11 protein-coding genes are annotated in these 14,919 nt (G+C 48.8%); 8 read left to right on the top strand and 3 right to left on the bottom strand.

Annotation, left to right across the window (positions count from 1 at the left end; genetic code table 11):
* Nucleotide 1 precedes the first annotated feature (1 nt).
* Nucleotides 2-514: a MarR family winged helix-turn-helix transcriptional regulator gene (locus G9F75_RS14100; protein WP_017419070.1), complete on the bottom strand. Its 513-nt coding sequence runs from the start codon at nucleotides 512-514 to the stop codon at nucleotides 2-4.
* A 150-nt stretch (nucleotides 515-664) separates the two neighbouring features.
* Here G9F75_RS14100 and G9F75_RS14095 point away from each other — a divergent pair, with 150 nt between their 5' ends.
* A complete protein-coding gene (locus G9F75_RS14095; RefSeq protein WP_038461265.1) occupies nucleotides 665-1,786 on the top strand; it encodes an FAD-dependent oxidoreductase in 1,122 nt (373 codons plus the stop codon).
* Nucleotides 1,787-1,822: 36 nt separating this feature from the next.
* On the opposite strand, the gene G9F75_RS14090 is transcribed toward G9F75_RS14095, so the two are convergent.
* Complete coding sequence (locus tag G9F75_RS14090; RefSeq protein WP_007609950.1) at nucleotides 1,823-2,893, bottom strand: DUF3900 domain-containing protein; 1,071 nt, start codon at nucleotides 2,891-2,893, stop codon at nucleotides 1,823-1,825.
* A gap of 164 nt (nucleotides 2,894-3,057) precedes the next feature.
* Here G9F75_RS14090 and G9F75_RS14085 point away from each other — a divergent pair, with 164 nt between their 5' ends.
* From G9F75_RS14085 to G9F75_RS14055, 7 genes are all read left to right on the top strand, one after another.
* On the top strand, nucleotides 3,058-6,240 hold the full coding sequence (locus G9F75_RS14085) for a bifunctional cytochrome P450/NADPH--P450 reductase (protein ID WP_128496496.1): 3,183 nt from the start codon (nucleotides 3,058-3,060) through the stop codon (nucleotides 6,238-6,240).
* A 427-nt stretch (nucleotides 6,241-6,667) separates the two neighbouring features.
* Nucleotides 6,668-8,596: a lipoteichoic acid synthase gene (ltaS, locus tag G9F75_RS14080; protein ID WP_014417149.1), complete on the top strand. Its 1,929-nt coding sequence runs from the start codon at nucleotides 6,668-6,670 to the stop codon at nucleotides 8,594-8,596.
* A gap of 215 nt (nucleotides 8,597-8,811) precedes the next feature.
* The gene (gene rfbF / locus G9F75_RS14075) at nucleotides 8,812-9,576 is read left to right on the top strand and encodes a glucose-1-phosphate cytidylyltransferase (RefSeq protein WP_014417150.1); all 765 of its coding nucleotides are present in this window, start codon (nucleotides 8,812-8,814) and stop codon (nucleotides 9,574-9,576) included.
* A 6-nt stretch (nucleotides 9,577-9,582) separates the two neighbouring features.
* Nucleotides 9,583-10,551, top strand: coding sequence for a GDP-mannose 4,6-dehydratase (locus G9F75_RS14070; protein WP_012117042.1), 969 nt, complete (start codon nucleotides 9,583-9,585; stop codon nucleotides 10,549-10,551).
* A gap of 24 nt (nucleotides 10,552-10,575) precedes the next feature.
* Nucleotides 10,576-11,487 carry a putative nucleotide-diphospho-sugar transferase gene (locus G9F75_RS14065; RefSeq protein WP_014417151.1) on the top strand — a complete coding sequence of 304 codons (912 nt, stop codon included), beginning with the start codon at nucleotides 10,576-10,578 and terminating at the stop codon, nucleotides 11,485-11,487.
* A gap of 28 nt (nucleotides 11,488-11,515) precedes the next feature.
* Complete coding sequence (locus tag G9F75_RS14060; RefSeq protein ID WP_014417152.1) at nucleotides 11,516-12,676, top strand: glycosyltransferase family 2 protein; 1,161 nt, start codon at nucleotides 11,516-11,518, stop codon at nucleotides 12,674-12,676.
* Between the two features lie 15 nt (nucleotides 12,677-12,691).
* Nucleotides 12,692-13,630: a putative nucleotide-diphospho-sugar transferase gene (locus G9F75_RS14055; RefSeq protein ID WP_014417153.1), complete on the top strand. Its 939-nt coding sequence runs from the start codon at nucleotides 12,692-12,694 to the stop codon at nucleotides 13,628-13,630.
* Between the two features lie 29 nt (nucleotides 13,631-13,659).
* Here the strand turns inward: G9F75_RS14055 and G9F75_RS14050 are convergent, their stop codons facing one another.
* A complete protein-coding gene (locus tag G9F75_RS14050; protein ID WP_014417154.1) occupies nucleotides 13,660-14,889 on the bottom strand; it encodes an MFS transporter in 1,230 nt (409 codons plus the stop codon).
* Nucleotides 14,890-14,919 lie beyond the last annotated feature (30 nt).

The raw sequence follows: 14,919 nt of genomic DNA, 5'->3' as shown, positions 1-14,919 counted from the left end.
TTTATATTCTGCCGCCGGAAAACAGCAGAAGCTTATCAAATAATACTTCAAGCATTTTTGTCAATTCCGCTTTTTGTTCAGCGGTGAAGCTTTCCATGACTCCTGAAATATTGGAGAAGTGGCCGGGAAGAAACAGCATCAGCTTTTCTTTTCCTTCTTTTGTGAGTTCGATGCTGATTTTTCGTCTGTCGCCGGTATGCCGGCTGCGGTTTACAAAGCCGTCCCGTGCGAGTCCGTCGATCAACCCGGTGATGGTCGCTTTGGTGACATTGGATTTTTTTGCCAGCTCCGTCGGACTCAGGCTGTGGCCGGGTGCGTCAAACAGAAACATTAAAATTTTGAATTTCCCTTCGGACAATCCGTGACTTGAGAAATAATGCTCCATGACCTGATTCATTTTTTTAGACATATCAAATAACGTCAAAAATGTTTTCAATGATTCAGCATCCATATCGGCGTAAATCTCAGCGCGTCCGGCAATCTGCGAGTAATCCGGCAAATGTCTCAACTCCATTTTTGTAAGCCTCCGTACCATTTTAGTGATTCAAAGTATAAGCTTGCCGGATTCAAAAGGCAACCTATAAAGATTGACAGTTTTTCAGCCTATATAGTAAGGTGGCTAATAGTTAATGAATGATAAATAAATAGAGAAGGCGGTATCGGGATGAACCATGAAGTGAAAAAGATCATCATAGCGGGCGGAGGGATCGGCGGCCTGTCCGCAGCGATTTCTCTCGGCAGAGCGGGTTTTGAAGTGACCCTTTGCGAGGCGGCGTCCGGCATGCGAAAAAGCGGAGCGGGCATTCTCCAGCCTCAAAATGCGCTGCGGGTGCTGCGGGAAATCGGTGTGTATGATGAATGCTGCCAACACGGCTTTCAAACGGAATGGCTGAAGCAGCATGATGAAAACGGAACGCTGCAGTTTAAAGTGAGTGAGGCGTTTTTAGATGATTCACTGCCGGGGCGGAATAATATATTGCGGCAAACGTTAAACGATATCCTCAAAAAGCATGCTGAAGCGGCGGGGGTCACGATTCTTCTCGGTAAAAAAGTCGTGTCTTACGAAGAAACAGCAGATGACATAACGGTGCATTGTGCAGACGGAACCGCGATGACGGCTGACATCCTCGCCGGCTTTGACGGCATCCGCTCCGCTGTCCGCAATCAAATGCTGCAAAGAGAAGTGAAAACGGAGTATCTCGGCATGGGAGCGCACAGATTTTACATTTCTTTTCCCGAGCCGGTTTTTCATGATTCAACACTGATGTATAAAAAGGGGCAGACGCAGGTCGGGGTCGTGCCGCTCTCTGAAAAAACAGGATACGTATTTATCATCCGGCCGTATGACGCTGACTTCAGGGATGACGAGGACACGCGTTTTGAACGGGTGAAAGACTTGCTGCACGGATTTCCGGGAGTAAAGTTTGTGACAGAGAATATGTCAAAGGAATATCCCGTTTTGTTTCATAAGATTGAGCAGATGGCGGTTAAAGAACCGTGGCACAGAGGCCGCGTCGTTCTGGGCGGGGATGCCGTCCATGCAGGAGCGCCGACATTGGCGCAGGGAGCGGCGATGGCGATTGAAGACGCGATTGTGCTTAGTGAAGAACTGCAAAAACACGAAAACCATGAAACTGCATGTCAAGCATACTTCGAAAGACGGGCGGAGCGGGCATTGCAGGTGCAGAATCTCTCATCTGAAATCGTCCGCCGCGAGATAAAGGGAACGCCCGGCGTCCAAGACATCATCAGTGAATGCTATCGATTGCTCAAAGAGCCTTATTAAATAAAGAAAGTCCAGAACATGGCGTCTGGACTTTTGTCAGTCTTGTTCAGATTTATTCCGTATCCGTTCAATCACCTCATGCAGCCCCTCAGGCTTGTGAAACTCCACCGGCGAACTGCCTTTTTCAAACGAGATCGTCTCCGCCTCAATGAGCGCGACATAGCGCCCGTTCACTTTTGCGAGATGGATGGATTCGCCGAAATCAGCCAGTAATCCTTTAATCTCTGTTTCTCCGACTTTCATTTTCAGCTCGGCTTCCGGCGTGTGTTCAATGATCTGCGCGGATGCCTCGATGACTTGATGGGTGTCGAGGCGCTCCTGAATTTCCCGCTTTTCACTCGCTTCCCAAATTTCAATGTCGTGCTCAAACTGCTGAAGCTCTTCGCTGTTTTCTTCAAAAGTTTCATACACGTGCTCCTGCACCATGTTCATGACTTGGCTTTTCATGATTTCCGGCATCGATTCGCCGTATTCGACAAATTTGAGAAAATCTTCGAAATAACGGGCGTGCGAGGCCTGGTGGATTTTCAGCTCATGCTCTTCCGTCATGCCTTCTTCCGGCATATACGGATATTGAATGCTTTTCATGTTTTTTGTCGTGATGGCCATTTCGACCTTTTTAATGAGAGACGAGGCGTCTGAGATGCGGGCGACCTTCGGCTCGAAATCGCATTTCATCATAAAGACGAATTTGTCTTCAAAATACTTGCGCGGAACGGCCGATGCCACGATAAAAACACCGCCGCGCACGGCGCTCGTGTCAAGGTAAGTGCGGACGAACTGCTCGCTTGCTTCGATAAATGCTTCCTTCGTATCCGCAAGTCTGGCGCGGTTGAAAAGGTTGTAATTCGGATTTGAATCAAGCTCATGGCCCGGCTCCGTGATAAAATGGCCGATTTTTGTGGGGACCTGCTCGGATTGCGGATGCCGTTCGGCTTTCCGTTTGACGATTTTCTTCAATTCCCCGTCAAGAAAATCCTTCAGCTCGCTTTCTTCAAATTCTTCCGTGTCAAGGGTCTGGAAATGTTTGAACTGTTTGTTTGCCTGTTCGTCTTTTCCTTCCACTTGAATGACATAAAACGATAAAAACTTGATTTCAAAATCCATATGTGAACTCACCTTATTTCTGTATTTAACAAGCCTCTCCAGTATAGAAAAAACCGTTATCGATCGTCAATCCGATGATTGATCCGTGACGGCGGATAATCGGCCGGTGAAAAGGGCAATGTAGTTGGAAGGAACGCATCAACGTGTTAGAAAGGGTGTTATTCATGAAGGAAACAGGTCCGATTCCGCAGCCGAAGACATTCGGCCCGCTCGGCAATCTTCCTTTGCTTGATAAAGACAAGCCTACAATGTCGCTTATCAAACTGGCAAACGAGCAGGGGCCTATTTTTCAGCTGCATACGCCGGCGGGCGCCATTATCGTCGTGTCCGGCCATGAACTGGTGAAAGAGGTTTGTGATGAAGAGCGGTTCGATAAAAGCATTGAAGGGGCTTTAGAGAAAGTCCGGGCGTTTTCCGGTGACGGGCTGTTTACAAGCTGGACGCATGAGCCTAACTGGCGAAAGGCGCATAATATTCTGATGCCGACCTTCAGCCAGCGCGCGATGAAAGATTATCATTCGATGATGACTGATATCGCGGTGCAGCTGATTCAAAAATGGGCTAGGCTGAACCCGGATGAGGCCGTTGATGTGCCTGCTGATATGACCCGCCTGACGCTCGATACGATCGGGCTTTGCGGCTTTAACTATCGGTTTAACAGCTATTACAGGGAAACGCCTCATCCGTTTATCAACAGCATGGTGCGCGCCCTTGATGAAGCGATGCACCAAATGCAGCGCCTTGATGTTCAGGATAAGCTCATGATCAGGACGAAACGCCAATTTCATCATGACATTCAGGCGATGTTTTCGTTAGTAGACAGTATTATCGCAGAGCGCCGGTCAGGCGGCCGGGATGAAAAGGATCTGCTGGCCAGAATGCTGAATGTGGAAGACCCGGAAACGGGCGAAAAACTTGATGATGAAAATATCCGGTTTCAAATTATCACGTTTTTAATTGCCGGCCACGAAACGACCAGCGGCCTGCTTTCCTTTGCCATCTACTTTCTGCTGAAACATCCCCGTGTTTTGGAAAAAGCCTATGAAGAAGCCGATCGGGTATTGACCGATCCCGTTCCTTCATATAAACAAGTGCTGGATCTTACTTATATCCGAATGATTTTGCAGGAGTCATTGCGCTTATGGCCGACCGCGCCTGCGTTCAGCCTTTATGCGAAAGAGGATACGGTGATCGGCGGGAAATATCCGATCACGCCGAAAGACAGAATTTCCGTCTTAATTCCCCAGCTTCACCGTGATAAAGACGCGTGGGGAGACAATGTGGAGGAATTTTATCCGGAGCGGTTTGAACATCCTGATCAAGTGCCTCACCATGCGTACAAGCCGTTCGGAAACGGTCAGAGGGCATGTATCGGTATGCAGTTCGCCCTGCATGAAGCAACTCTTGTTCTGGGGATGATTCTGCAGCATTTTACCTTTATCGATCACACCGATTATGAGCTCGATATTAAACAGACGCTAACGATCAAGCCCGGCGACTTTCATATCCGGGTGCGGCCGAGAAACAAAGGAGCCGTTGCGGCAGCCCTCCCGGCGGCTGAAAAAGCGGCGGGAGACGTCGAAAAAGAAAAACGGGAAACAAAAGGCGCATCCATTATCGGGCTTGATAACCGACCGCTTCTGATTTTGTACGGCTCAGATACGGGAACCGCAGAAGGCGTGGCGCGGGAGCTTGCCGATACTGCCGGGATGCACGGCGTCCGGACTGAAACGGCGCCTTTAAATGACCGGATCGGAAAACTGCCGAAAGAAGGGGCTCTCTTGATCATTACGTCCTCTTATAACGGAAAGCCTCCGAGCAACGCGGGACAATTCGTTCAATGGCTTGAAGAAGTCAAACCCGGGGAGCTGGAAGGCGTCCGATATGCCGTCTTCGGCTGCGGTGATCATAACTGGGCGGCGACATATCAGGCCGTGCCGAGGCTTATTGATGAGAAGCTTGCCGAAAAAGGGGCGGAACGCTTTTCCTCCCGAGGCGAGGGGGACGTCAGCGGCGATTTTGAAGGAAAGCTTGATGAATGGAAAAAAAGCATGTGGACGGACGCCATGAAGGCATTCGGTCTCAAGCTGAATGAAAATGCCGAAAAAGAGCGGAGTGCGCTGGGCCTTCAATTTGTCAGCGGGCTTGGCGGGTCCCCTTTGGCACAGACGTATGAAGCGGTTTACGCATCCGTTGCGGAAAACAGGGAACTTCAGGCGCCGGAAAGCGGCCGGAGCACAAGGCATATCGAAATCACTCTGCCGAAAGAGGCTGCCTATCATGAAGGGGATCATCTCGGCGTGCTGCCGGTAAACAGCAAGGAGCAGGTCAGCCGTGTTCTCCGCCGGTTCAATCTGAATGGGAATGATCAAGTGCTGCTGACGGCCAGCGGACAGAGCGCGGCTCATCTCCCGCTCGATCGGCCGGTCAGGCTGCATGATCTTCTGAGCAGCTGTGTCGAATTGCAGGAAGCGGCATCAAGGGCTCAAATCCGGGAAATGGCCGCTTATACGGTCTGCCCGCCGCACAAACGGGAATTGGAAGATTTTCTTGAGGAGGGCGTCTATCAGGAGAAAATCTTAACATTGCGCGTCTCGATGCTCGATCTCCTTGAAAAATATGAAGCGTGTGAACTTCCGTTTGAGCGATTTCTGGAGCTTTTGCGCCCGCTGAAGCCGCGGTATTATTCGATTTCAAGTTCGCCGCGGAAACATCCCGGGCAGGCTTCAATTACCGTCGGCGTCGTTTGCGGCCCCGCCCGGAGCGGTTTGGGTGAGTATCGCGGAGTCGCTTCGAATTATTTAGCGGATCGCGGCCCTGAGGATGGTATCGTGATGTTTGTCCGCACTCCGGAAACACGATTCCGGCTGCCGGAAGATCCGGAAAAACCGATTATTATGGTCGGTCCCGGCACAGGAGTCGCCCCGTTCCGCGGATTTCTGCAGGCCCGGGCGGCGTTAAAAAAAGAAGGAAAAGAGCTGGGGGAGGCTCATCTGTATTTCGGATGCAGAAACGATCATGATTTTATTTACCGTGACGAGCTTGAAGCTTATGAAAAAGACGGAATCGTGACGCTTCATACGGCTTTCTCCCGCAAAGAAGGCGTACCGAAAACGTATGTGCAGCACTTAATGGCGAAAGACGCCGGCGCTTTAATTTCCATCCTCGGCCGGGGAGGGCACCTCTACGTATGCGGCGACGGCAGCAAAATGGCGCCCGATGTAGAGGCAACGCTGCAAAAAGCGTATCAGTCGGTCCACGAAACAGACGAACGGCAAGCGCAAGAATGGCTTTTGGACCTCCAGACAAAAGGCATTTACGCAAAAGATGTTTGGGCGGGGATTTGACCGATTTGATGAGAAGGACTGGATGACTCCAGTCCTTTTTTTACATCAGCCAAAAAAATCTTCAAGTTTTTCACCCCCTTTGCATACAATAACTTCAGCCCGCCTGTTGGGCGGCTGTCTTTGATATTCATTTTTCGTTTTTAGAAGTTTGTGTTATTCTTATATTTGGTATCTCCTATTTTTCAGACCGGGTCTGATACGGTACCTTTTAATGCCAGAAAAAAATGTGAAACGAAGAACGGATATCCTGCGTCTAATGGCTGGCGGGATAAGATGTTCAATGGGCATGACACGAATGATAAATATATCGTTTTTTAAAATGGTGTGTTTATGGGGCTGTGTGATGCTTTCGTTTTGCTCGGAAAGCAGGAATTGAAGCAAAAAGTAAGAATACAGATTTAAAGTGTTTAGGAAAGTAGAGGTTGCCATGAAGAAATTATTTTCTTACAGACTTAGTTTTTTTGTACTGGCTATTATTTTGTTTTGGGCCAAAACGTATTTAGCCTATCATGCTGAATTCAACCTTGGGGTGAAGGGTCCGACGCAGCAGTTTCTGCTTGTGATCAATCCGTTCTCAAGCGCCATTTTCTTTTTAGGACTGGCATTGTTTGCGAAAGGCCGCAAATCAGCGATTATCATGGTGATTATTGATTTCATCATGACGTTTATTTTGTATGCAAATATCCTATTCTATCGATTCTTCGATGATTTCTTGACATTCCCGAACTTAAAGCAATCCGGTAATGTCGGAAATATGGGAGACGGCATCTTCAGCATTATGTCCGGCCATGATATTTTATACTTTGTTGATATTATTATTTTAATCGCGCTTCTGGTGTGGAGACGTGAGCTGAAGGAATTCAAGCTGAAAAAACGGTATACGTCATTAATTATCGTGACGGGTATTGTTTTGTTCTTCGTGAACCTGGCGATTGCCGAAGAGGACCGCCCGGAGCTGCTGACAAGAACGTTTGACCGCAATTACATTGTAAAATACTTAGGCCTTTATAATTACACGATTTATGACGGCGTGCAGACGGCGCAGACGGAATCACAGCGGGCATATGCCAGCAGCGATGACCTGACGAGCGTTGAAAACTACACATCCTCGCATTATGCGAAGCCGAACGCCGAGTATTTCGGCAAGGCCAAAGGCAAAAACATTATTAAGATTCACTTGGAAAGTTTCCAAACGTTTTTGATCAACTACAAACTTGACGGAAAAGAAGTCACGCCGTTCCTGAATAAACTCGCCCGCGGCGGAGAGGACATGACGTACTTTGATAACTTTTTCCACCAAACAGGCCAAGGTAAAACATCTGATGCCGAGCTGATGATGGATAACAGCCTGTTCGGACTGCCTGAAGGGTCAGCCTTCGTGACAAAAGGGGAAAACACGTATCAATCGCTTCCTGCCATCCTTAACCAAAGTGAGGGCTATACAAGCGCCGTTTTACACGGTGACTACAAATCATTCTGGAACCGTGACCAGATATACAAACATATCGGCTACGATAAATTCTTTGACGCCAGCACATACGATATGTCTGATGACAACCTTGTCAATTTGGGGCTGAAGGATAAACCATTCTTCAAAGAATCCATTCCGAAGCTTCAATCGCTGAAACAGCCGTTCTATGCGCATTTGCTCACGCTGACGAACCATTATCCGTTTACGCTTGATGAAAAAGACGCAACGATCGAAAAAGCGAAAACGGGCGACGCGACTGTGGATGACTATTTCCAGACGGCGCGTTATCTCGACGAGGCGCTTGAACAGTTCTTTAAAGATCTGAAGTCATCCGGTTTATATGACAACTCGGTGATTATGCTTTACGGAGACCACTACGGAATCTCTGAAAACCATAACCGCGCGATGAAAGAAATTCTCGGCAAAGAAATTACGCCTTATCAAAACGCGCAGAATCAGCGTGTGCCGCTTATGATTCGCATCCCCGGCAAAAAAGGCGGGGTGAACCATACGTACGGCGGTGAAATGGACGTTGTGCCGACGATCCTTCACTTGGAAGGCATCGATTCTAGGAAATATATTAATTTCGGCACCGATCTCTTCTCGAAAGACCATGATGATACGGTGGCGTTCCGTAACGGAGATTACGTCACGCCGAAATATACTTCCATCTCCAATGTCGTATACGATACGAAGACAGGAAAAGAACTGAAAGGCAATCAGGAAACGAAAAACCTGAAAGCCAGAGTCACAGAGCAGCTGAAGCTGTCTGACAGCGTGATGTACAAAGACCTGCTCAGATTCCACAAATTGAGCGACTTTACGCCGGTTGATCCGTCTAAATATCATTACGGCAAAGAAAAGCTGAATCAGGATAATAAATAATAGAAAGAGCCTTACGGAATTTCCGTAAGGCTCTTTTTTTGTGTGTATCTTCACCAATCTGAAAAAAGAGAGAGCTTTTGGTCACAAAGGGCGCCAATCTCTCATATCTTACAGTAGATTTTGAAACCGGTGATAGAGAATCGGACAAATTATCGGGTTGGTTTCTCTTATACGGGCGGTTTCGAATCCAATATTCACAGAGAAGAGGGGTAGAGATGAAAGCAGTCATTCTCTGCGGCGGAAAAGGAACGAGAATGAGCGAAATCACCAATGAACGTCCCAAACCGCTCGCCATGATAGGCGGCAAACCGATTCTATGGCATATTATGAAACTCTATCAATACTATGGCGTGAACGAATTTATCCTGCTTCTTGGTTTCAAAGGAGAGATGATTAAGGAATATTTCTTAGATTATGACTGGAAGAATCACAGCATGACGCTGGACAGCTCTACCGGAGAAGTGCGGATATTGGGAAAATCCGAGCCGTGGAAAATCACTTTTTTAGACACGGGGGAACACACGCAGACAGCGGGGCGGCTTTTACAGGCGAAGGACATCATCGGTGATGAAACCTTTCTTATGACGTACGGGGACGGACTGGCCAACATCAACCTGTTTCATCTGATCAGCTATCATCAATCAAAAGGGGCTGCGGCAACCGTCACCGGTATAGAAAAGACCTCGCAATTCGGAACGCTGACGGTTGAAGACGGTATGGCGAAAAGCTTTTCTGAAAAAACCTCAAGTGAAGGCATCATCAACGGCGGATTTTTCGTGCTCAGCCCGAAGGTATTTGATTATCTGCCGAAAGACAGGGACGTCATGTTTGAAGAAGAACCGCTGAAGGAGCTGGCGAAGGACGGCGAATTGGCGGTATACCGGCATTACGGTTTCTGGACGGCGATCGATACGTATAAAAACCTGCTGGAAATCAACAAGATGTGGGACCGGGGACAACATGTATGGAAGGTATGGTGATCAAGTTTGAGTTTCTGGAAAAATAAAAATGTGTTTGTGACGGGATGTACAGGTCTTTTAGGAAGCTGCTTGGTGAAGGAACTGATCGATCAGGGGGCCAATGTGACGGGACTTGTCCGTGACACTGTGCCCAAGTCGAACCTGTATCAGGGAGAACAAGTGAAGCAAATGAATATCGTGCAGGGCGCGCTTGAGGATCTGGATGTGATTGAGCGGGCGCTGGGCGAATATGAAATTGACACGGTCTTTCATTTAGCCGCTCAGGCGATCGTCGGCGTCGCAAACCGCAATCCGATTTCCACATTTGAAGCCAATATTCTCGGCACATGGAACATCCTTGAAGCGTGCCGCAGGCATCCGCTCATCAAGCGGGTGATCGTCGCGTCCAGTGATAAAGCGTACGGCGACCAGCCGACACTGCCGTACGATGAAAACATGCCTCTTCAGGGCAAACATCCGTATGACGTATCAAAAAGCTGTGCCGATTTGTTAAGCCACACATATTTTAATACGTACGGACTTCCGGTCTGTATTACGCGCTGCGGCAACTTGTACGGCGGCGGAGATTTGAACTTCAACCGGATTATTCCGCAGACGATTCAGCTCGTGCTGAACGGTGAAGCGCCGGAAATCCGCAGCGACGGCACATTTATCCGTGATTATTTTTACATCGAGGATGCGGTCGAGGCATACCTTTTGCTGGCGGAAAAGATGGAGGAGCTCAATCTTGCGGGAGAAGCGTTCAACTTCAGCAATGAGATTCAGCTGACGGTGCTGGAGCTTGTAGAAAAAATTCTTAAGGCCATGGACAGTGACCTCAAGCCGAAAGTGCTCAACCAGGGAAGCCATGAAATCAAGCACCAATATTTATCGGCGGAAAAGGCGAGGAAGCTTCTGAATTGGACGCCCGCGCATACCATTGATGAAGGATTGGAAAAAACGATCGAATGGTATAAAGCCTTTTTTCAAAAGTAACAGAAACAGAGGTGAGAGAAAGACGTGACAAGCGCATATTGCACAGTTTTATCAAAAGGAAGGCTGTATCAGGCCATCGCTTTGTTCGGCTCATTGAAAGCGGTTCAGGCGGACGCCCCCATTTTTACTTTGTGTATGGATCAAGACACCTATGACGTGCTTCAGGCAATGCGGCCGGATAATGTCACCTTGATTCAGGTGTCCGCACTGGAAAATGAGGAGCTCCTTGAACTGAAGCGGACGAGGGATCAGAGCGAATACTGCTGGACGGTGAAGCCGGTATTTCTCGAATTCGTGCTGGACGGACATCCGGAATTAGAGCGTGTCACGTACATTGATGCCGATTTGTTTTTCTTCGCTGATCCGCGCGCGATTTTTGACAATCAGCCGGATTGTTCGGTGCTTCTGTCACGGGGCGATATCGTCATTCCCTCATTTGAAAAACAGGAAATCGACATGCTGCAGCGTCTTTTAGGCCGGTATAATTCCGGTTTTCTCAGCTTCAAAACCGACAGTGCCGGCACAGATTGTCTCAGATGGTGGAAAGAACGCTGCCTTGAGGAATGCAAAAATGCGCCGGGCGAAGGAAAATTCGGAGATCAAGGCTACTTGGATTACATGTCCGGCCTGTTCCCGAACGTGTGTGACATCACCACGCCCGGCGTGAATATCGGCCATTGGAATTACGGCCGCCACACGTTTTCATGGAAGGACGGGCGTCTTGTGCTCGAAGACGGAAGTCCGCTGATTTTCTATCATTTCAGCGGATACCGGATCGTCACAGCCGGCGACATTCGGCAGATTCATGAGACGGACCGGACCGACCTGCCGTTTGTCCATCAGCTTTACCAGGACATTCTGAAGCGGGTGATCGGGACGGTCAGCGCCGTCTGCCCGGAGTTCAGCGGCTTTGCATCTGAGGATGATAACAAATAAATGATCATATACAGGAAGTGAACGAAAAGTGAAGGCAAGCGTCATTGTTCCCGCATATAATTCCAAGGAGAGGCTTTATAACAGCCTGCTGTCCCTGAATGAACAGGAATGCACAGAGCCGTTCGAAGTGATTGTGGCTGACAACGGTTCGGAAGACGGAACCTTATCCATGCTTGAATCATTCAGCGCGAATTTCCCGCTGATTTTTGTGAGAATTAAAGAAAACAGAGGGATCGCTTACGGCCGGAATCAGGCGGTCCGCAATGCCAGAGGCGATATTTTGATCTTCCATGACAGCGACATGCTTGCCGAAAAGGATTTGGTGGCGAAGCATATTAAGGCTCATGAGAACCGGGACGATCTTGTCGTATGCGGTATGTTCTGGAAGCGGATTTACAGCTTTTATTATGACCGTTTTGAAAAAGAGCATAAGGAAAAACTCGCCGAACTGTATGAAGAGCTGCCGGGCGATAAAGAGCCGCTCCTTGAAGAAGGTGACATCAGAGACGGAAGTTTTCTTGACCAATGCTTTGATTTAGATACCGACTTTATCCGTGTGCTGAAAAGCATTTTGGAAAAATACGGAGATGATTTGAACGGCTACCGTCTGCCGTGGCGTTTTTTCATTACGAACAATTCGTCAGTCAAGAGACAGCACGTGGCAGATCTCGGCCTGTTTGATGAAGGCATTGTCAGATACGGCTTTGAAGATTATGATCTCGGCATCAGGCTTCATCAGTCGGGAATGAGATTTCAGCTGCGGCGCGATATCATGAGCGTCCATCAGGAGCATCCGAGCAACTGCGCTTCCGTTGATGACATCAGGGCGAACATCGCGTACATGTGCGACAAGTACAATGACATTCATTCGCTTGACGTGCACCTCGCGTTTAACGGCCCGTTTGACGCGGAGTTAACCAACAGCATGATGGCAGACATCGAAGTGCTGCTTGATTATGAGAAATATGAAAGCCTGCTGCACATTTTTCTCGAACTGCTCCACGCGGTTAAAGACCGCAACCTCGACCCGGACTGGAAGACGAAAAGCCCGCGGATCACGGCGAACAGCTTCAATCTGCCGGAGGTCGGGAAGCTTTTGGCAAAAGCGGAAAAAAAGCTGGGCGTCACGCACTTTGCAAGGGCGTTCAAAGCGCTGGCTGCTGATTTACTGCATGTGGATCTTAAATAAATTGGATGTGATATGGTGAGTAAATATCATTTTTCAACCATTGTTTCCAGAACGCATATCTTTAAACTGATGCCGATGATTCATTCTCTCCATGAGCATTGCCGGGATTTTCATCTGTATGTGCTGTGTGTCGATCAGAAAGCGTACGAACTGCTTCAGCAGGTGCCGTGGGAACATGTCACGGCGGTTCAGCTCCATGAAATGGAGGACCCGGAGCTGCTTGAAGCAAAGGGCGGCCGGACGTTTCATGAATATTGCTGGACGCTGAAGCCGGCTTTTCTGTTCCATGTGATGACAGAGTATGATGAAGCCGAATATTTTGCCCACTTGGACACCGATCTCTTTTTCTTCTCAGATGCGGGCGAGCTGTTTGCGGAAAAGCCTGATGCTTCCCTTTTTCTGACGGATCACCGCAATTCAGAACGGTTTGCGTCTTATTACAAGCTGACGGGGCAGTACAACACCGGGTTTGTCGGCGCGCGGAATACCGGGGAAGCGTATCGGGCGGTCTGGCAGTGGAGACAGGATTGCATCTCCTATTGTACGGTGGAGATGAATGAAGAAAAAAAGACATACGGTGACCAAAGGTATGTTGAAAAGTGGCCCGCGCAGTTTGAACACGTTCATGTCACGGAGTCGATCGGCGCGAATGCGGCGCTTTGGAATATTGAGCAATATGACGTCAGCCTGCGTGACGGGGCTGTGTATGTCAATGACACCCCGCTGATTTTTTATCATTTTTCAGGCTTTACGCTCGTCACGGAGAACGAATTCAATCTGTGCTGGTACTATCACATTGATGACGAGGCGACAGTCAATATGATTTACGTGCCGTACATCAAAAACGTGAAAAAATGGATTGATGAAATTCAAAAAGCATTTCCCGATTTCAGAGACGGGTTTATTCCGAAATATGCGGTTCCTGACACCCATTTTTATACGGTTGAAACATAAAATCCCTGCCTTTTCGGCAGGGATTGTTTTTATGAATGCCATTCTTTTAATGTTTTGTCGCTCGGCAGGACAAAGGCGAGCAGACCTAAAACGGGCAGAAAGGCGACGGCTGTCATGGTCGGCGTCAATCCTGCTGAATCAATAAGAGCTCCGAGCGCAACGGCTCCGATCGCGCCCATTCCGAAGGCGAGCCCGACCGTAAGCCCTGACATCGTTCCAATTTTGCCTGGAACAAGCTCCTGCGCGTAGACAACCGTCACGGAGAAGCTAGACATCAGAACAACACCGATCAGCGCCAGTACGCCATAGGCGATGACAGGCCCCGCAAACGGAAGGAAAATCGTCAATGGAGCCGACGCTATCATCGAAACGATGATGACGTTCCGCTTTCCGAAACGGTCTGCAAGCGGCCCGCCGAGAAACGTTCCGACAGCTCCGAAAAATAAAAAGACGAAGATGTAGCTCTGTGCCTGCTGAATGCTGACATGATAGGCATTCATCGCATAGAACGTATAAAAGTTGCCGATCGCGCTCACATACCAGGAGCGCGCGAAAATTAAGAAGATAATCATGATAAGGGCGAGAATAATCGGTTTTGTAATCACGGTCTGCACAGCGGCGGCCGGTGATTTTTTACTTACGGCGCGCAAATGAATAAGGCGGCCTTTATACCATTTGGCGATATAAATGAGAAACAGCACAGCGATTGCGGCGACAAGCGTAAACCAGACAGAGCCGAATTGACCGAGCGGAACGAGAATCAGCGCGGTAATCAAGGGCGCCATCGCCTGGCCGGTATTCCCTCCGACTTGGTAAATCGATTGCGCCAAGCCGCGCTTTTCGCCGGCGGCCATGTAGGCGACACGCGATCCTTCAGGATGAAAGACGGCGGAGCCAAGGCCGATAAAAAAGACACAGCATAAAATCGTCAGAAAAGACGGGGCGAACGCGAGACCTAAAATGCCGAGCATGCTTGCGGTGAGTCCGAGCGGCAAAGCATACGGCATCGGGCGTTTATCCGTATACCAGCCGATGACGGGCTGCATCACGGAAGACACCATATTCAGCGTAAAGGCGATCATTCCGAGCTGCGTAAATGTAAGATTCATGGAACGTTCCAAAATCGGAAACATCGCCGGAATCACCGCTTGCAGTGAATCGTTCAGCAGATGACAGATCCCGATAATGAACAAAATAGAATACATGGTTGTCTCGGGACGATGGACAGGTTTTTCTTTAAGCGGGGCGGCAATTGCCAAAGTGATTCTCCTCCTTTTTATGTAAACGAA

Source organism: Bacillus sp. EKM208B (assembly GCF_011800725.1).
GTDB classification, from domain to species: domain Bacteria; phylum Bacillota; class Bacilli; order Bacillales; family Bacillaceae; genus Bacillus; species Bacillus velezensis.
The sequence above is the reverse complement of the archived record's forward strand: the minus strand, read 5'-3'. Positions and strand labels throughout refer to the sequence as shown.